This window comes from Nonomuraea sp. NPDC003707, assembly GCF_053587055.1.
On sequence record NZ_JBSFNK010000050.1, the window covers coordinates 14,080 to 30,836 of the forward strand.

Here is a 16,757-nt window from a genome sequence, read left to right on the forward strand (position 1 = left end):
GATCAGACGTCGGCGTAGCTGTGCAGGCCGCTGATGAAGATGTTGACGCCGATCAGGTTGAACATCAGGCAGGCGAACGCCACCAGCTGCACGATCGTCGCGGCCCTGCCCCGCCATCCGGCCGTCACCTTGGCGTGCAGGTAGGCGGCGTAGGCCACCCAGGTGATGAACGACCAGACCTCCTTGGGGTCCCAGCCCCAGTAGCGGCCCCACGCCCGGTCGGCCCAGAGCGCCCCCGCGATCACCGCGAACGTCCACAGCGGGAACGAGAACACGATCGCCCGGTGCGCCACCCGCTCCAGGTCGGACCGCGAGGGCAGACGTGACAGCCCGTCACCGCGCACCAGGTAGAGGACCCCGGCGACGCCGGCCAGCGTGAACAGGCCGCTGGCGATGATGGCGGCGGTGACGTGGATGGCGATCCAGTACGAGTCCAGCGCGGGCACGACGGGCCCGGCCGCCGTGTAGAAGAACTTGACCGCCAGGCCGAGCCCGAGAGCCGCCGTGATCATCACGAAGGCGCCGAGGAAGCGTACGTTGTAGCGGATCTGGGTGCCGAGGAACGCGGTCACGGCGGCGAAGCAGATGGCCACCACGAACTCGTACATGTTGCCCCACGGCCACCGGTCCACGGACATGCCGCGGGTGGCGATGGCGGCGAAGTTGGCCGCCCAGCCGATCCAGGCGAGCACCAGGGCCACCTTGCCGGCCCTGACTCCCCCATCTGACGGCTCCTTGGCCTCCGGGGTGGCGGCGACCACGCCGTCGGCTGAAGGCCCCCCACCCGCTCCGACCGTGACCGGCTGCTTGACCTCGGACCGCTCGACGGCGACCGCCTTGTCCGGCCGGGACCTGCCGAAGGCGAGCTCGATCGCGAACCCGACCATGGCGAAGAAGTAGAGCAGAACGGCGGCGACGACGAAAAGGTCGCTCAGCTCCGCGAGTTGCTCAGCGGACATCCTTTTCTCCTGCGGCTAGAACCTTGACGATGTCGGCGAACTCCTCGGCGAAGCCCGCCGCGGAGCCCTCTGTACGGGTCAGGCCGCCCACCTCGACCACGCCGTTCCCGATCCGCACGAACACCCTGCGGCGGCGGATCATCAGGGACAGCGCGATGGAGACGACGGCCGTGGCGGCGAAGACCAGCACCGGCATGCGACCGGGGTCGTAGGCCGTCTGGAGCGTGATCCACTCCTTGACCCCGGTGAACTCCAGCTTGCCCGCCCCCTTGGGCAGGTCGATGGACTGGCCGACGGCGAGCGGCTTGGGGACGCTCTTGCCCATGATCAGCGGGGTGAGCTTCTTCATGAGCTCGGGCGGCGCGAGCTCGTACACCGACCGCGGCTGGCCGGAGCGCAGCCCCAGGTCGCCGGTGAAGGCCCCGACGAGCTGCACCTCGGGGTTGAGCGAGCCGGGGAAGGCCGAGGCGTACGTGCCGTCCGTGAGCGGCACGCTGGTGGGCAGGAACTGCAGCAGGAACCCGAGCTGCGCCGGCTGGGCGTCGGGCACCTTGACCACGCATCCCGAGGTCATCGTGCCCTTGGCCTCGATGAGGCACGGCACCGGGCCCTCGAAGGCGACCTGCCCCTTACCGTCGGTGACCTTGAAGACGGGGGCGTAGCCGTTGCCGATCAGGTACGTCTGCGTGCCGTTGATCTCCAGCGGGTCGTTGACCTTGAGGTCGTACTCGCGGGCGGGCGACCCCGGCGAGTCGTTGACCTTCAGGCGGGCCGTGTAGTCGAGCGCCTGGCCCCGCTTCTCGCCCGTCACCTGGTAGGCGACCTTGAAGTCCTCCAGTTGGAAGGAGAACGGCTCCAGCGACTCGGCCGAGACCTGGTTGCCCGGGATGAACCGGTCGTAGGCGGCCACCGTGTTGGCGAACCCGTCGCCCTCGACGACCAGGACGTTGCCGCGGTAACCGAACAGCGAGCCGAAGCCGACCGCGAGCAGGATCCCCAGCAGGGCGACGTGGAAGAAGAGGTTTCCGGTCTCGCGCAGGTAGCCCTTCTCGGCCGACACCCACCCGTCGCCGGTCACGACGCGGAAGCGCAGCTTGCGCAGCCGCGCGGCGGCCCCTCCGACCTCCAGGTCGCTCTCGAAAGAGGCGAAGTGCGGCAGGCGGGAGACGTTCTTCGGCGCGGCCGGCGGCTTGCGCCGCAGCTCGCGCAGGTAGGTGGCGGTGCGCGGGAGGACGCAGCCGATCAGCGAAGTGAACAGCAGCAGGTAGATCGCCGCGAACCAGACCGAGGTGAACACCTCGAAGAGCTGGAACCTGTCGTACCACTCGGCCAGCGTGGGGCTCTTCTCGTAGAGCTGCGCCACCTTGTCGGGATCGACGCCGCGCTGCGGCACCAGCGAGCCCGGCACCGAGGCGAGCGCGAGCAGGAAGAGCAGGATCAGCGCCGTCTTCATCGAGGTGAGCGTGCGCCAGCCCCACCGCAGCCAGGCGACCAGGCCGAACCCCGCCTGCTGCGCCGCCCGCTCCCTCTCCTCCAGCTCCTTGACGCTCATCAGATCACCGGTACGAATCCGCCGATGAGGCCCTGCATGGCAGCGATCATCTCTCCCCACAGCCCGGTCACGAGCAGCACCCCGACGGCCACCATCATGCCGCCGCCGATCCTGGTGATCAGGCGCGAGTGCTTGCGGATGGCCCGGAACGTGCGCAGGGCCCTGCTGTACGCGAGCGCCGCGCCCACGAACGGCAGCCCGAGGCCCAGCGCGTACGCGACGGCCAGGAGGGCGCCACGCGCGGCGCTGCCCTCGTTGAGCCCGAGCGCCAGCACGACGGCCAGCGTGGGCCCGATGCACGGCGTCCACCCCAGCCCGAACACCACGCCGAGCAGCGGCGCCCCGGCCAGCCCGGCGGCGGGCACCTTGTGGATGCGCACGTCGCGCATCAGCCCGGGGACGAGCCCCAGGAACGCGAGCCCGAGCAGGATGGTCAGCACCCCGAGCACCCGCGTGATGATCTCGATGTGGCCCAGCATGACCGAGCCGAGCCCGCCGAACAGCGCCCCGCTGAGCACGAACACCAGCCCGAACCCGGCCACGAACAGCACCGTCCCCAACACCAGCCGCCCCCGCTTGGGGTCAGCGCTCATGCCGGTCACGTACGACAGGTAGCCCGGCACCAGCGGCAGCACGCACGGCGACAGGAACGACACGACCCCGGCCAGCACCGCGATCGGCACCGCGAGCAGCAGCGAGCCCGAGGCCACGACGTCACTCATCGCGCACCTTGGTCACGGTGTTGAGCAGGTCGGTGTACTTGACCGCGCCGAGCGCCCTGGCGGCGATCCTGCCCTGCTTGTCGATGATCAGGGTGGACGGGATGGCCGCCGGCGGCACCGTGCCCTGGAAGGCCAGCGCCACCTTGCCCGGCTGGTCGAAGATGTGCGGGTAGCCGGTCTTCTCGGTGCGCTCGAACGCCAGCGCGTCGGCCTGGCGGTCCTTGAAGTCGACGCCGATGAACTCCACGCCGCCGGCCTTGGTCTTGGCCGCGACCTCCTTGAGCACCGGCGCCTCCGCCCGGCACGGCCCGCACCACGACGCCCAGAAGTTGATCACCACGACCTTGCCCTTGTGCGCGGCCAGCGAGGCGGTGGCACCGTCGAGGGTCGGCCCCTGGATCGCGGGCGCGGCCTTGCGATCGGCCGCGTCGAACACCTGCATCTTCCCGTCGCCGGCGACGAAACGGGTGTCGCCGGCCTGTGGCTGGCCGCCCTGGTTGCCCGCGCAGCCCGCGACCAGCAGACCCAGGAGGACGAGAGAGATGGACTTGGCGCGCACGGAGGAAGATCTCCTTGTACTACAACCGGTAGAGCTTGCAACTCTACCGGCGAGCCCCCTCGCTCCGGACATCAGGCCCCGGGAACGGACGGACCGGTCTGAAGCGACCCCGCCGGCTCGCTGTAGCCGATGCTGACGAGGCGGTCGCCGTCGAAGGAGAGGGTGGTGAGGCTCGCCAGCGCGCACTGCCTGCGCCGCGGATCGTGCCAGAGCCGGCGGCCCTCGGCGGCCGACCTGATCGTCCAGATGGGGAGCTGGTGGCTGACGAGCACCACCTCGTGCCCGCGCGCGGCCGCCCTGGCGTCGTCGATCACCGACTTCATGCGCCTGACGATCGACGGGTACGGCTCACCCCAGGACGGGCGCAGCGGGTTCCAGAAATAGCGGTAGTTGCGCGGGTTGCGCAGGATCGCCAGGCCCTGGCCCACCGGTCGGCCTTGGAGCAGGTTGCCCGCCTCGATCAGGCGCTCGTCCTGGACGACGTCGAGACCGAGCTTCTCGGCGAGGGGCGCCGCGGTCTCGAGGGCGCGCTCGAGCGGGGAGCTGTGGATGGCGACGATGTCACGGCCGCCCACGGCCTTGGCGACCGTCTCGGCCATGAGCTTTCCCGTCTCGGACAGGTGGTAGCCCGGGAGCCTGCCGTACAGGACGCCGGCGGGATTGTGCACCTCGCCGTGGCGCAGCAGGTGAACGACGGTGGTTTCAGCCATGGTGTGGCCCAGCCTATCCGCTCCCCCTCTATGAGCAGCGTGAGGCCCGGCGGCTCAGTTGACGGCCCAGGCGTTCTCCTGCTTCCTGCTCGCCTCGGCCAGCGCCTCCACCATGGCCCTGATCGCGGGACGGCGGGCCGCGTCCGTGCGCCACACGGCGTAGATCCGCCGTGTCTGGCGCGGCATGATCGGCACGAGCCGCACGCCGTCCGGCACGCAGTCCCGGCCGAGCCGCGGCACGATCGCGCACCCCAGGCCGCCCGCCACCAGCGCGAGCTGGGTCGGGTACTCGTCGGCCATGCACGCGATCACGGGCTCCACCGAGGCGTTGCGCAGGGTGAAGACGAGCCAGTCGTGGCAGACGGTGCCGGGAGACCCGCTGATCCAGTGGTCGTCGCGGAGCTGGGCGAGCTCCAGCTCCCTGCTGTGGGCCAGCGGGTGGTCGGCGGGCACCGCGATGTCGGCCACGTCGTCGAGCAGCGTGGCCCTGGACAGGCCTTCGGGCAGGGCCATGGGCCGGTTGAGCCAGTCCTGGATGACGCCCAGGTCCAGCTCGCCCCTGGACACCTCGCGCACCACCCGCTCCGGCTCGCGCTCGCTGAGCTGGACCCACAGGTCGGGGTGGCGCTCCCGGAGCGAGGCGAGCGCGCCGGGCATGAGGCCGCGCACGGCGGTGGGGAAGGCCGCGATGTTCAGTCGGCCGACGACCTCGCCGCGCAGCGCCTCGAAGTCCGCCTCGGCGGTCTCGACCAGGGCGAGGATGCGCTCGGCGTGCTCGGCCAGGAGGCCTGCCGCGTCCGTGAGGCGCACGCCGCGCCCGTTGCGCTCCATGAGTCTGGCGCCGGTCTCGCGCTCCAGCTTGGCGATCTGCTGGGAGACCGCCGAGGGCGTGACCATGAGCGCGTCGGCGGCCGCGCCGACCGACCCGTAGACATGGACCGCATGAAGGGCCTTGAGCCGGTTCAAGTCCAACATGTAAGTCATCCTAAATGGTTTAGCGTAGAAAGTCTCGCTTGTAGTTGAATGTGTAGCGGATGAAAATAGATGCATGAGAATCCTTAAGACGAAGAAGCAGCAGCCGAGCTCCGTGTCCTACCTCAAGGTCCTGGCCGAGCAGGCTCGCGACCAGCGCATCCGCTACGAGAAGCCCGCTCGCTGAGTGCGGTCCCGCCACCTGGCCCTAGCCATCGCCCTCGCCGCCGTGTGGGGCTTCAACTTCGTGGTCATGCAGGCCGGCCTGCGGCACTTCCCGCCGCTGCTGTACGCGGGCATCAGGTTCGCCCTGGCGGCGTTCCCCGCCCTGCTGTTCGCCGGCCGCCCGGGAGTCCCGTGGCGCTGGGTCGCGGGGGTGGCGGCCACCATCGGGGTCGGCCAGTTCGGATTCCTGCTCGTGGGCATGCGAGCGGGCATGCCGGCCGGACTGACCTCACTCGTCCTGCAGACGCAGGCGATCTTCACCGTGTTGTTCGCGGTGACGCTGCTCAAGGAGCGGCTCACCGCCCGCCGCGTGCTCGGGCTGGGCGTCGCCTTCGGCGGCCTGGCCCTGGTCGCGCTCGACTTCGGGGTGTCGGGCCCGCTCGGGGCCTTCGCCCTCTGCCTGGCCGCAGCGGCCGCCTGGGGCCTCGGCAACGTGGTTCAGCGCAAGGCCGCGCCGCCCGATCCGTTCCGCTTCATGGTCTGGGTGAGCGCCTTCTCCGCGATCCCGCTCCTGCTCCTGTCGCTCTGGCTGGAGGGTGTGCCGGTGCTGGACCCGGCCGCTGAGGGCTGGCTCTCGCTCCTGTACGTGGCGTTCGTCTCCACGCTCGGCGGCTTCGGCGTCTGGGGCTGGCTCCTGCGCCGGTACGACGCCTCCACGGTGGCGCCGTACACGCTGCTGGTGCCGGTGTTCGGCATGTCGTCGGCGGCGCTGGTGACCGGCGAGCCGATCTCCTGGCCGAAGCTGGTGGCGGCGGCCCTGGTCATCTCGGGCGTCCTGTACGCGGGCACGAAACCCCGCCGCACACTCGCCACCACCACCTCTTAGAGCACGGCGGCAGCCGCCTTCGCCGCCGCGGGCAGCGCCTCGGCCACGCGGCCCAGCGCCTCCTCGTCGTGGGAGGCCGACAGGAACCAGGCCTCGTACGCCGACGGCGGCAGATAGACGCCCTGGTCGAGCATCGCGTGGAAGAACGCGGTGAACGCGGCCGTGTTCTGCGTCTTGGCCTCGGCGAAGTTCGTCACCTCGGCGTCCGTGAAGAAGATCGAGAACAGGTTGCCCGCCCGCTGCAGCCGGTGCGGCACCCCGGCGGCGGACAGCGCCTCGGAGGCCGCGTCGCCGACGGCGAGGGCCGCGGCGTCGACGCGCGCGTAGGCCTCGGCGTCCAGGGCGCGCAGCGTGGCCAGGCCGGCCGCGCAGGCCAGCGGGTTACCGGACAGCGTCCCCGCCTGGTAGACGGGCCCCTCGGGCGCGAGCAGGGCCATCACCTCGGCCCGTCCCCCGAAGGCCGCGGCGGGCAGGCCGCCGCCCATGACCTTCCCGAACGTCATCAGGTCGGCCTCCACCGGCTCCAGGCCGTACCAGCCCGCGGGCGAGACGCGGAACCCCGTCAGCACCTCGTCGACGATGAGCAGCGCGCCGTGGGCCGTGCACAGCTCGCGCAGGCGCGCGTTGAACCCGTCCTTGGGCGGGACGATCCCCATGTTCGCCGGGCAAGCCTCCGTGATCACGCACGCGACCTCCGCCTCCGCGAAGGCCGCCTCGACGGCCTCGATGGAGTTGTACGGCAGCACGATCGTGTCCGCCGCCGACGCCCCCGTCACGCCCGGCGTGTCGGGCAGCCCGAACGTCGCCACCCCGGACCCGGCCGCGGCCAGCAGCGCGTCGACGTGCCCGTGGTAGCACCCGGCGAACTTGATCACCTTCGACCGCCCGGTGAACCCCCTGGCCAGCCGCACCGCGCTCATCGTCGCCTCGGTGCCCGAGCTGACCAGCCGTACCTTCTCGACCGGCGCCACCCTGGCGACGATCTCCTCGGCCAGCTCCACCTCGCCGGGGGTGGCGGTGCCGTAGGAGAACCCGTGGGCCACCGCGCCCGACACGGCCTCGACGACCGCGGGGTGCCGATGCCCGAGGATCATGGGGCCCCAGGAGCACACCAGGTCGACGTACCGGTTGCCGTCGACGTCGGTGATGTGGGGGCCCTGGCCGGAGACCATGAAGCGCGGCGTCCCGCCGACCGCACCGAACGCGCGCACCGGCGAGTTGACCCCCCCGGGCACGATCCGGCGGGCGCGGGCGAACAGGTCCTCGGAGTTCTGTGTACGGCTCACCCGACCCAGGTTAGCCGGGACACACAGCGCCCTTCGGAGCGGGCACCACGAGGGCAGCGCTCAGTCGGCCAGCCACTCCAGGATGCGCAGCGGGTCGGGCAGCGGCTGCCCGTTCGGGGGCCGGAGCCAGGAGACGGGCTGCCCCGTGGGGAGGGTCGAGGGGGGCGCGAGGACGTAGCTGTCGCGGCAGTGCCACCGCAGCCCCGGCGTGTCGTCGATCGTGGCGGGATCGCAGTCGAGCTGGCACGACCACCACTCGTCCTCGTCCTCCGGATTGCCCCGCGTGGCCACATAAAACAGGACCCGGTCGCCGTTGGCGGCGACCGGGCCCGGGTGTGCTCCGGCGTTGTCGATCCGGGTGAGGGCCGACAGGCCGATGGCGAGCGGTACGTCGAAGACGTCGAACACGCGTCCGGTGGGCAGGATCACGTTGGCCTCGGGCTCGACTTGCCACCAGCGCGTCAGCAGCGCCGTGTCCGTCGTGGCCTGCAGGTGCCAGGCGGGCGAGAGCGGATGGGCGCCCGGGTCGGGACAGCCGAGGCGGTCACAGGAGCAGGCGCGCGGCCCGTGACGCAGCGGATAGGCCCCCGGCACGACGGGCCACCCCATGGCGGCGTATTCGAGCACGGTGCCGATGCGTGTCGGCCGCGACCGTTTTCTGGTACGCCGAGCCAGTGGTACCCCCACCATTGGTGTCTCCCGTCGAGTCCCCACAGTGCCTGAAGAGGTCCCGGCTCCGGGCAGCCATACGCGCCACGCGGGACACACCAGCACTTGTCATCGCACTCTAACGCACACGCCCCACGAGTTGACGGGAAACCCCTTGGTTAGCCGCGATGGATCCGCAGCGTAGCGAGGACATCCATCGCGGCACGCGAGCGGAAGCTCGCCAATCAGATGCGCCGTGCCACTTCCGTCGCCCAGTACGTGAGGATCATGTCGGCCCCGGCGCGCTTGATCGCGACCAGCGATTCGGTGATCATGCGGTCCCGGTCCACCCAGCCGTTGGCCGCGGCCGCCTCGATCATGGCGTACTCGCCGCTCACCTGGTACGCCGCCACCGGGACGTCCACCTCGTCACGCACGCGGGTGATGACGTCGAGGTAGGCCCCCGCCGGCTTGACCATGACGGCGTCGGCGCCCTCGGCGAGGTCGAGCCGGACCTCGCGCAGCGCCTCCTCCAGCGGCCCGGCGGGGTCCTGCTGGTGGGTGCTGCGGTCGCCGAACTGCGGCGCGCACTCGGCGGCGTCACGGAACGGCCCGAAGAAGGCGGACGCGTACTTCACCGAATAGGACAAGATCGGGACATTTTCATAACCGGCCCCGTCCAGGGCGGAGCGGATCGCCCCCACCTGGCCGTCCATCATCCCGCTCGGCGCCACCATCTGCGACCCCGCGGCGGCCTGGGCCACCGCGATCGAGGCGTAGCGCTCCAGCGTGGCGTCGTTGTCCACGTCGCCGGACGGGGTGAGGATCCCGCAGTGCCCGTTGTCGGTGAACTCGTCGAGGCAGGTGTCGGCCATGACCACGACCGCGTCGCCGACCTCGGCGTTCACGTCACGCAGCGCCACCTGCAGGATCCCGTCGGGATCGTCGGCGGCCGAGCCCCGCGAGTCCTTCACCGCGGGGATCCCGAACAGGATGATCCCGCCGACGCCCGCCTCCGCCGCCTCGTGCGCGGCCTTGCGGAGCGAGTCGCGGGTGTGCTGGAAGACGCCCGGCATCGAGGCCACGGGGTGCGGCTCGGCGAGGCCCTCCTTGACGAAGGCGGGCAGGATCAGGTCGGCGGCGTGCAACCTGGTGCCCGCCACCATCCGGCGCAGGGCGGGGCTGCGACGCAGCCGCCGCAGCCGGGCCACAGGGTACTGCGCGGTCATACGCCACTCCTCAATCGCGAGAACGCGAAGACTAAGAATTCACCTGGCTCTTCTCCTGGCGCCCCGGCGGTTCTGCGACGGCCGGCGCGGGGTGTCGCCCGCCGCCAGCGCCGCCTGGCGCTGCTTGGCCCCGTATTCGGCCACCGCGGCGGCCAGGGCGGAGGCCGACGGCTTGTCGGCCATCACGTCGACCCGGAGCCCGAACTCCTCGGCCGTCTTGGCCGTCTGCGGCCCGATGACGGCGATCACCGTGACGTTGTGCGGCTTGCCCGCGATGCCCACCAGGTTGCGCACGGTGGACGAGGACGTGAAGAGCACGGCGTCGAAGCCGCCGCCCTTGATCGCCTCGCGGATGGGCGCGGGCGGCGGCGCGGCCCGCACGGTGCGGTACGCGGTGACGTCGTCGCACTCCCAGCCCAGCTCGGTGAGCCCGGCCACCAGCGTGTCGGTGGAGATGTCGGCCCGCGGCAGCAGCACCCGGTTGATCGGGTCGAGCATCGAGTCGTACGGCGGCCACTCGGCCACCAGCCCCTCGGAGGACTGCTCCCCCGACGGCAGCAGGTCGGGCTTGACCCCGAACTCGACCAGGGCCTGCGCGGTCGCCTCGCCCACGGCCGCCACCTTGAGCCCGGCGAAGGCCCGCGCGTCGAGGCCGTACTCCTCGAACTTCTCGCGCACCGCCTTGACCGCGTTGGCGCTGGTGAAGGCCACCCACTCGTAGCGGCCCGTGACGAGCCCCTTGATGGCGCGGTCCATCTGCTGCGGCGTGCGGGGCGGCTCGACCGAGATGGTCGGCACCTCCTCGGGCACCGCGCCGTACGCGACGAGCTGCTCGGACAGGCTGCGCGACTGCTCCTTGGTGCGAGGCACCAGCACCCGCCAGCCGAACAGCGGCTTGGTCTCGAACCACGACAGCTTGTCACGCAGCCCCACGGCCTCGCCGACCACGATGAGCGCCGGCTCGGTGAACCCGGCGTGCTTGAGGTCGGGCTGGAGCCGGCCGAGCGAGGACACGACGGTGTACTGCTCGGTGGTGGTGCCGCCGCTGCTGACCGCGACGGGCGTGGTGTCGGGCTTGCCGCCCGCGATGAGCGCCTTGCCGATGGCCACGGCGTCGCCGATGCCGTTGTAGATCACCAGGGTGCCGCGGCAGGCGGCGTGCGCGGCCCAGTCCTGGTCCTGCGCGGCGTCCACGACCCGGAACTCGGGGACGGCGCTCGCGGCCGGGATGCCCGCGTAGGTGAGGACGGCGGTCGCGGGCGGCACGCCGGGAACGATCTCGAAGTCCACCTCCGCCGCGGCGCAGGCCGCGACCTCCTCGGTGATCGAGGAGAACAGCATCGGGTCGCCCTCGCACAGGCGCACCACGAGCTGCCCGTGTTTGGCCCGCTTGACCAGGTCGTCCTCGACGACTTCGACGCCTTCGCGGCAGTGGCGCAGCAGCGGGCGGTGTTCTTCGTCGCCGAGCACCACGGCGTCGGCCTTGGCGAGCAGCTCGGCGGCGCGGAGCGTGAGCAGGTTGGGATCGCCGGGTCCCGCGCCCACGAAGGCGACGAATCCGGAGGTTGGACTATCGGAGCTCAATGGGAATGCTCCCCCATCAATCTGTCGGCTCCTTCGGCGATCATCTCGGCCGCCAGGAGGCGGCCCAGGTTCGCGGCCTCCGAAGGAGATCCGGCGGCGGACTTGCGGACCGCCTCGCGGCCGTCGATGGCGACGACCACGGCGGTCAGGTTCAGAGTGTGCCCGTCATCGGCCGCGAAAGCACCCACCGGAGCGGCGCAACCAGCCTCGAGAGCCGCCAGTACGGCTCGCTCGGCGGTCACCGCGGAGCGCGTGCGCGGGTCGTCGAGAACACTCAGGAACTCGATGAGGTCGGCCCTGTCGGACCTGCACTCCACGGCCAGCGCGCCCTGACCGGGAGCCGGCAGCAACTCCTCCACCTCGAAGATCTGTGCGATTTCGGCGTCACGGCCGATCCTGGTCAGGCCGGCCGAGGCCAGCACGACCGCGTCGAGCTCACCTGAGGTTACCTTGCCGATACGCGTGTCGGCGTTGCCGCGGATCGGGACGTACTCCAGGTCGGGCCGGAGCGCGCTCAGCATGGCGATCCGGCGCGGCGATCCGGTGCCGACCCGGGCACCGGGCGCCAGGTCGGCGAACTTGCGCGGGCCGACCAGCGCATCGCGGTGGTCGTGCCGGGCCGGGATCGCCGCCAGCGTGAAGCGCGGGTCCTGCTTGGTCGGCAGGTCCTTCAGCGAGTGGACGGCGAAGTCGACCTCGTCCTCCATGAGCTTGTCGCGCAGCGCGCTGACGAACACGCCCGTGCCGCCGAGCTGCGCGAGGTGGGCCTTGGTCACGTCGCCGAACGTCGTGACGCCCACCAGTTCGACCGCGCGCCCGGTGAGCCGCGTGTAGTCGTCGGCCACCATCTGGGACTGCGTGGTGGCCATCAGGCTCCGGCGCGTCCCCAACCGCAGAGCTCCCGACATCACAGCTCGACCTCCCTCACGGCCTCGGGCATCTTCGGATCGAGATTGAACAGCTCACGCAGCGCTTCCGCATAATGATCGCCGCCTGGGCAGGTGGCGAGTTGCTTGACACGCACCGTGGGCTCGTGGAGCAGCTTGTCGACGACCCGCTGCACGGTCATGGCGACCTCGTCGCGCGCCTTCTCGTCGAGGTCGGGCACCCGCATGAGCAGGCGGCCGAGCTCCGACTCGACCACGCTCGCCGCCTTGCTGCGCAGCGCCACCACGGTCGGGGTGACCTTGGCGGCCCGCTCCGCGTCGAGGTAGGCGCGCAGCTCCTCGGCCACGAGCGCGCGGACGGACTCGACGGCGTCGCCGCCGCGGGAGCCGATCCCGGACTCCTGGATGGTCTCCAGGTCCACCAGCGTGACGCCGGGGACGGCCCGCACGCCCGGGTCGATGTCGTGCGGCAGCGCCAGGTCCAGCAGGAACGCCGGCCGGCTCAGCATGTCGGGCGTGATGACGTGGCGCCCGGCGCCCGTGCAGGTGATGACGATGTCGGCCCCGGCCAGCTCGTCGGCCACGGCGGCGAAGCCCACCGCCCGGCCGCCGACGGACTCGGCCAGCCGCGCGCCGCGCTCGTACGTACGGTTGGCCACCACGATGTCGGTGACCCCGGCGCGCGCCAGCGTGGCGGCGGCCAGCGAGCTCATGGAGCCTGCCCCGACCACCAGCGCCCGCCGCCCGGCCAGGTCGCCCGCCAGGGCCAGGCCGGCGGAGACGAGGGAGGCGCCCGCCTTGTCGATGCCGGTCTCGTGGTGCGCCCGCTTGCCGACCCGCAGCGCCTGCTGGACCAGCTCGTTGAGGGTGGCGCCGACGGTGCCGTGGCGCTGCGCCAGCTTGAGCGCCTGGCGGACCTGGCCGAGGATCTGGCCCTCGCCCAGGACCATGGAGTCGAGCCCGCACACCATGGAGAACAGGTGCTCGACGGCCCGCTCCTCGTAGTGCACGTAGAGGTGCGGCGTCAGCTCCTCGACCGGGACGCCCGAGTGGACGCCGAGCAGGCCGCTGACGGCGGTGACGGCGGCGTGGAAGCGGTCGACCGTGACGTAGACCTCGACCCTGTTGCAGGTCGAGACCACCATGGCCTCCGCGACGCAGGGATCCTGCTGCACGTCGTACAGGAGTTTGGCGAGCGCGTCACCCGTGATCGAGACGCGCTCCAAAAGCGCCACCGGAGCGGTCCGGTGGCTGAGTCCGATAGCCAGAACACTCATTGACTGTCCACCGCCATGAGTGGCCCCCCAGCCTTGCGTTGCTCGTGGAACGCGAGAATCTGCAGTTCGATAGATAGGTCGACTTTACGGACATCGACGCCGTCCGGGACGGAAAGCACAACTGGGGCGAAGTTCAGGATGCTGGTCACGCCCACGGAAATCACACGATCGCACACTTCCTGCGCCGCTGCCGCCGGTGTCGCCAGAACCACGATCGAGACTCCACGCCGCTTGATGACGGCTTCCAGTTCGTCGATGTGCTCAACATTCAACCCCGCGATGGTGTCGCCCACGACTCCGGGGTCGGCGTCCACGAGCGCCGCGACGCGGAAGCCCCTGGAGACGAAGCCGCCGTAGTTGGCCAGCGCGCGGCCGAGGTTACCGACTCCGACGATCGCGACCGCCCAGTCTTGCGTCAGGCCGAGCTCGCGGGAGATCTGGTAGACGAGGTACTCGACGTCATAGCCTACGCCGCGCGTGCCGTACGAGCCGAGGTGCGACAGATCCTTGCGGAGCTTGGCCGAGTTGACGCCGGCGGCGACGGCCAGGTCCTCGGAGCTGACGGTCGCGATGCCCCGCTCGGCCATCCCGTGCAGCGCCCGGAGGTACAACGGAAGCCTGGCGACCGTCGCCTCGGGTATGCCGCGGTCACGGGGCTGGGACGGGCTCTTCACGTGCCGGAGCTCCAGGGGACGGGCGGTGTGGGGACCGCGTGAACGGAATCGAACCGTCTTTCAGGTTAATCCCTTTGTGAACCGATGCACAAAGTCGCGGCGGTAGCGTGTGCCCATGCATCGCATCACGTTGCTCGGGAAGCCCGGCTGTCACCTGTGTGAGGACGCGCGAGAGATCATCGCCAAGGTGGCGGGCGAGCTCGGGGTGCCGTGGGAGGAGATCAGCATCGAGTCCTCCGAGGAGCTTCAGGAGAAGTACTGGGAGATGATCCCGGTCACGCTGATCGACGGCGTGCAGCACGACTTCTGGCGGGTCGACGAGACCCGGCTGCGGGCGGCCCTCAGTACGTGACCGTCGGGAGCGGCACCACCTTCGCGGCGTTGACGTTGAGCTCGATGACGTTGGTGGCCAGCACCATCGCCTGCCGCTCGTTGACGAACCTCTCGACGTGGGGCTGGCGCTGGTGGTCGCGGTAGGCGACCTCGTCGCGGTAGAGCTCGTAGACGATGCGCTGCAGGGGGGCCGACTTGACCGCGTGGCAGGCGTACACGAGCGTGTCGGGCTCGCCGCGGCGCACGGCCTCGACGGTCGCCTCTGCCAGCCGGTCGAACGCCTCCCCGGCCCCGTCCATGATCGTGAAGACGGTGAGCAGGCCGTAGATGGTCGGTGAGGGCTTGCCGGAGCCGGGCTGCTGTTGCTGCTGCTGTTGCTGTTGCGGGGCGGGCGAGAACAGCTCGGCGCCCGGGTAGACCGCGCCGGTCCCCGGCATCGCGAAGTCGGGGCGCTGGGGCGGCGCCTGCGCGGAGGGCGGCGCGCCGTTCATGATGTAGCCGGTCGAGGGCCCCGAGTCGGGCGGCGGTGACATGCGCGCGGCGTAGTCGACCCCCTGGTCGCCCGCGCGGTATTCGGCCACCAGATCGCCCAGGCCCGACGACCTGCGCGGCGGGGAGGGCGGGAGCCCGGGACCGCCGGGAACGGGCTCAGGCATGCCCCTGGGGCCCGGCGGGGGCTGCATGGGCGCCTCGTCACGGAACATGGGGCGCTCGTCGTGGTGCTGCGCGCGCTCCTCGCGACGCTGAGAGCGATCGTCCCGGCGCGAAGGGCGCTCGTCGCGGTCGGAGTCGAAATCGTCCTCGTCGTCGTCCTCGTACGGCGCCAGGGGCCGCAGCACGGTGTACCAGACGGCCGCCGCGGCGACGGCGAGCAGCGCCGTGGTGAACAGCGGCGGCACCGTGAACCTCATCGCACCCACGAGCGCCATCCCCGAGGGGACGATGACCGCCGACGCGTGCAGGTTGTCGGTGTCGTATTCGTCACCCTGGCGCCACTTGATCCCCGCCACGACGAGCATGCCGAGCATGATCAGGACGGCGACGACGTGCACGCCGAGCAGCAGCTTGTCGGGGATGATCGCCCAGAAGTTGGCGGCCGTCGGCAGCGACTTGCCCATCTCCTCGCTCTTGAGCGGGTCGAAGATGAGGATGGCCACCGACACGATCGTCAGGGCGATGCCGATCAGCCATGCGAGGAACCTCGGCGGTGCCTTCTCCGCCAGCAACTGGACCATGCCGACGGCCAGCCAGAGCGGCGCCAGCAGCGATCCCGTGATCTGGTAGATCCGGAACGTGACCGAGCCGAACCCGAAGACGTAGCCGATGCCGATCACGGCCAGTGACAGGCAAAGAGACACGACTGCAACGGTCCAGGCGATCAACCACCCCTCAGGCTCGTCGCGAAGTCGTTGAATCAGGGCGCCCACCGCGATCGCGGCCAGGAGCGCACCGGCGAAAGCTATGACGGCAACGAGGATCTCCATGATGACTCCAATGCTGCCGGACGAACCTCCCAGACCGGTAGCCGAAGAGGGAACGGGTCGGGAGACACGGTATCTGCCGATTACGCCTAGTCATGCCAGCACGCTGTGGATTGTGGAATTTCCGGTTGATTTCTAGAGTGTTCGAGCACGCCGCACCCCTTACCCCTAGGGATACCGGATGCCTGACTCGTCACCGTTCGCCGGGCTGCTTGCGCCAACGGTCGCTGTGCCTGCCCGGACGGGCGAGCCCGCCGTGCGCGCAGAAGTGCCCGACGACATTCGCACGCTGGTGCTGCATGCCAAAAGTGGCTGCACCGATTCCTTTGGCACGCTCTACGACCGGTATGTGGATCTCGTCTACCGCTACATCTACTTCCGGGTGGGATCGCACCAATTAGCCGAGGACCTCACCAGCGAGACCTTCCTGCGCGCGCTGCGCAGGATCGGCGACTTCACGTGGCAGGGACGCGACTTCGGCGCGTGGCTCGTGACCATCGCCAGAAACCTGGTCACCGACCACTTCAAGTCCGGCCGCTACCGGCTGGAGATCCCGACGGGCGAGATCATCGACGTACCGCTCGACGGCTCGCACATCCCTGAGAACGCCGTGGTCAACGCGATCATCAACGACAGGGTGCTGCGTGCCGTACGAGATCTCAATCCCGAGCAACAGGAGTGTGTGGTCCTGCGCTTTTTGCACGGCCTCTCGCTCGCGGAAACCGCGCTGATCATGGGGAAGAAGAGTGGAGCGATCAAAGCGCTGCAGTTCCGCGCCGTCCGGGCGCTGGCCAGGGCACTTAAGCACGATCTGGCGTAACTTCCCCCATCCG

The 16,757-nt window shown here is 70.5% G+C and carries 17 protein-coding genes; 3 read left to right on the forward strand and 14 right to left on the reverse strand.

What is annotated here, in order from left to right; all coding sequences use genetic code 11:
- Positions 1–2: 2 nt before the first annotated feature.
- From ccsB to ACWDRB_RS60010, 6 genes are all read right to left on the reverse strand, one after another.
- Positions 3–959 (reverse strand): c-type cytochrome biogenesis protein CcsB, encoded by a 957-nt coding sequence (gene ccsB, locus ACWDRB_RS59985; protein ID WP_449910608.1) that lies wholly within the window; start codon positions 957–959, stop codon positions 3–5.
- On the reverse strand, positions 949–2,511 hold the full coding sequence (gene resB, locus ACWDRB_RS59990) for a cytochrome c biogenesis protein ResB (RefSeq protein ID WP_449910609.1): 1,563 nt from the start codon (positions 2,509–2,511) through the stop codon (positions 949–951). The genes ccsB and resB overlap by 11 nt, the downstream gene beginning before the upstream one ends.
- Positions 2,511–3,233: a cytochrome c biogenesis CcdA family protein gene (locus tag ACWDRB_RS59995; protein WP_350739815.1), complete on the reverse strand. Its 723-nt coding sequence runs from the start codon at positions 3,231–3,233 to the stop codon at positions 2,511–2,513. The genes resB and ACWDRB_RS59995 overlap by 1 nt, the downstream gene beginning before the upstream one ends.
- Entirely contained in the window at positions 3,226–3,792 is a 567-nt protein-coding gene (locus ACWDRB_RS60000) for a TlpA family protein disulfide reductase (protein ID WP_350739812.1), read from the reverse strand. Before ACWDRB_RS60000 ends, ACWDRB_RS59995 begins: the two co-directional genes overlap by 8 nt.
- A 71-nt stretch (positions 3,793–3,863) precedes the next feature.
- Positions 3,864–4,502: a histidine phosphatase family protein gene (locus tag ACWDRB_RS60005; protein WP_449910612.1), complete on the reverse strand. Its 639-nt coding sequence runs from the start codon at positions 4,500–4,502 to the stop codon at positions 3,864–3,866.
- 54 nt (positions 4,503–4,556) lie between these two features.
- Entirely contained in the window at positions 4,557–5,477 is a 921-nt protein-coding gene (locus ACWDRB_RS60010) for a LysR family transcriptional regulator (protein ID WP_350739807.1), read from the reverse strand.
- A 184-nt stretch (positions 5,478–5,661) separates the two neighbouring features.
- Between ACWDRB_RS60010 and ACWDRB_RS60015 the strand changes: the two genes are divergently transcribed.
- The gene (locus tag ACWDRB_RS60015) at positions 5,662–6,525 is read left to right on the forward strand and encodes an EamA family transporter (RefSeq protein WP_449910614.1); all 864 of its coding nucleotides are present in this window, start codon (positions 5,662–5,664) and stop codon (positions 6,523–6,525) included.
- Here ACWDRB_RS60015 and hemL read toward each other — a convergent pair.
- The 7 genes from hemL to ACWDRB_RS60050 form a co-directional block, all read right to left on the reverse strand.
- Complete coding sequence (hemL, locus tag ACWDRB_RS60020) at positions 6,522–7,811, reverse strand: glutamate-1-semialdehyde 2,1-aminomutase (protein WP_449910616.1); 1,290 nt, start codon at positions 7,809–7,811, stop codon at positions 6,522–6,524. The two genes, ACWDRB_RS60015 and hemL, sit on opposite strands and share 4 nt — an antisense overlap.
- 60 nt (positions 7,812–7,871) lie before the next feature.
- Positions 7,872–8,501 carry a bifunctional DNA primase/polymerase gene (locus ACWDRB_RS60025; RefSeq protein WP_350739798.1) on the reverse strand — a complete coding sequence of 210 codons (630 nt, stop codon included), beginning with the start codon at positions 8,499–8,501 and terminating at the stop codon, positions 7,872–7,874.
- A 203-nt stretch (positions 8,502–8,704) separates the two neighbouring features.
- Positions 8,705–9,688, reverse strand: coding sequence for a porphobilinogen synthase (hemB, locus tag ACWDRB_RS60030; RefSeq protein ID WP_449910617.1), 984 nt, complete (start codon positions 9,686–9,688; stop codon positions 8,705–8,707).
- 39 nt (positions 9,689–9,727) lie between these two features.
- The gene (locus ACWDRB_RS60035; protein ID WP_350739792.1) at positions 9,728–11,272 is read right to left on the reverse strand and encodes a bifunctional uroporphyrinogen-III C-methyltransferase/uroporphyrinogen-III synthase; all 1,545 of its coding nucleotides are present in this window, start codon (positions 11,270–11,272) and stop codon (positions 9,728–9,730) included.
- Complete coding sequence (gene hemC / locus ACWDRB_RS60040) at positions 11,269–12,180, reverse strand: hydroxymethylbilane synthase (RefSeq protein WP_449910619.1); 912 nt, start codon at positions 12,178–12,180, stop codon at positions 11,269–11,271. Before hemC ends, ACWDRB_RS60035 begins: the two co-directional genes overlap by 4 nt.
- Positions 12,180–13,436 (reverse strand): glutamyl-tRNA reductase, encoded by a 1,257-nt coding sequence (locus ACWDRB_RS60045; RefSeq protein ID WP_350739787.1) that lies wholly within the window; start codon positions 13,434–13,436, stop codon positions 12,180–12,182. Before ACWDRB_RS60045 ends, hemC begins: the two co-directional genes overlap by 1 nt.
- Positions 13,433–14,110, reverse strand: a complete 678-nt coding sequence (locus ACWDRB_RS60050) for a redox-sensing transcriptional repressor Rex (protein WP_350739785.1) — start codon at positions 14,108–14,110, stop codon at positions 13,433–13,435. Before ACWDRB_RS60050 ends, ACWDRB_RS60045 begins: the two co-directional genes overlap by 4 nt.
- 115 nt (positions 14,111–14,225) lie before the next feature.
- Here ACWDRB_RS60050 and ACWDRB_RS60055 point away from each other — a divergent pair, with 115 nt between their 5' ends.
- Positions 14,226–14,462: a glutaredoxin family protein gene (locus ACWDRB_RS60055; RefSeq protein ID WP_192789467.1), complete on the forward strand. Its 237-nt coding sequence runs from the start codon at positions 14,226–14,228 to the stop codon at positions 14,460–14,462.
- Here ACWDRB_RS60055 and ACWDRB_RS60060 read toward each other — a convergent pair.
- Complete coding sequence (locus tag ACWDRB_RS60060; protein ID WP_449910621.1) at positions 14,452–15,927, reverse strand: putative quinol monooxygenase; 1,476 nt, start codon at positions 15,925–15,927, stop codon at positions 14,452–14,454. The genes ACWDRB_RS60055 and ACWDRB_RS60060 overlap by 11 nt on opposite strands.
- A 178-nt stretch (positions 15,928–16,105) precedes the next feature.
- Between ACWDRB_RS60060 and ACWDRB_RS60065 the strand changes: the two genes are divergently transcribed.
- Positions 16,106–16,744, forward strand: a complete 639-nt coding sequence (locus ACWDRB_RS60065) for a sigma-70 family RNA polymerase sigma factor (RefSeq protein ID WP_449910623.1) — start codon at positions 16,106–16,108, stop codon at positions 16,742–16,744.
- The last annotated feature ends 13 nt before the right edge of the window (positions 16,745–16,757 follow it).

Bases quoted from the DNA above. Each gene is read 5' to 3' on its own strand.
- ACWDRB_RS60065 (WP_449910623.1), top strand. From the start codon at position 16,106: ATGCCTGACTCGTCACCGTTCGCCGGGCTGCTTGCGCCAACGGTCGCT.
- ACWDRB_RS59995 (WP_350739815.1), bottom strand. From the start codon at position 3,233: ATGAGTGACGTCGTGGCCTCGGGCTCGCTGCTGCTCGCGGTGCCGATC.
- ACWDRB_RS60055 (WP_192789467.1), top strand. From the start codon at position 14,226: ATGCATCGCATCACGTTGCTCGGGAAGCCCGGCTGTCACCTGTGTGAG.
- ACWDRB_RS60060 (WP_449910621.1), bottom strand. From the start codon at position 15,927: ATGGAGATCCTCGTTGCCGTCATAGCTTTCGCCGGTGCGCTCCTGGCC.
- ACWDRB_RS60010 (WP_350739807.1), bottom strand. From the start codon at position 5,477: ATGTTGGACTTGAACCGGCTCAAGGCCCTTCATGCGGTCCATGTCTAC.
- hemC (WP_449910619.1), bottom strand. From the start codon at position 12,180: ATGTCGGGAGCTCTGCGGTTGGGGACGCGCCGGAGCCTGATGGCCACC.
- resB (WP_449910609.1), bottom strand. From the start codon at position 2,511: ATGAGCGTCAAGGAGCTGGAGGAGAGGGAGCGGGCGGCGCAGCAGGCG.
- ACWDRB_RS60045 (WP_350739787.1), bottom strand. From the start codon at position 13,436: ATGAGTGTTCTGGCTATCGGACTCAGCCACCGGACCGCTCCGGTGGCG.
- ACWDRB_RS60005 (WP_449910612.1), bottom strand. From the start codon at position 4,502: ATGGCTGAAACCACCGTCGTTCACCTGCTGCGCCACGGCGAGGTGCAC.
- ACWDRB_RS60025 (WP_350739798.1), bottom strand. From the start codon at position 8,501: ATGGTGGGGGTACCACTGGCTCGGCGTACCAGAAAACGGTCGCGGCCG.
- ccsB (WP_449910608.1), bottom strand. From the start codon at position 959: ATGTCCGCTGAGCAACTCGCGGAGCTGAGCGACCTTTTCGTCGTCGCC.
- hemB (WP_449910617.1), bottom strand. From the start codon at position 9,688: ATGACCGCGCAGTACCCTGTGGCCCGGCTGCGGCGGCTGCGTCGCAGC.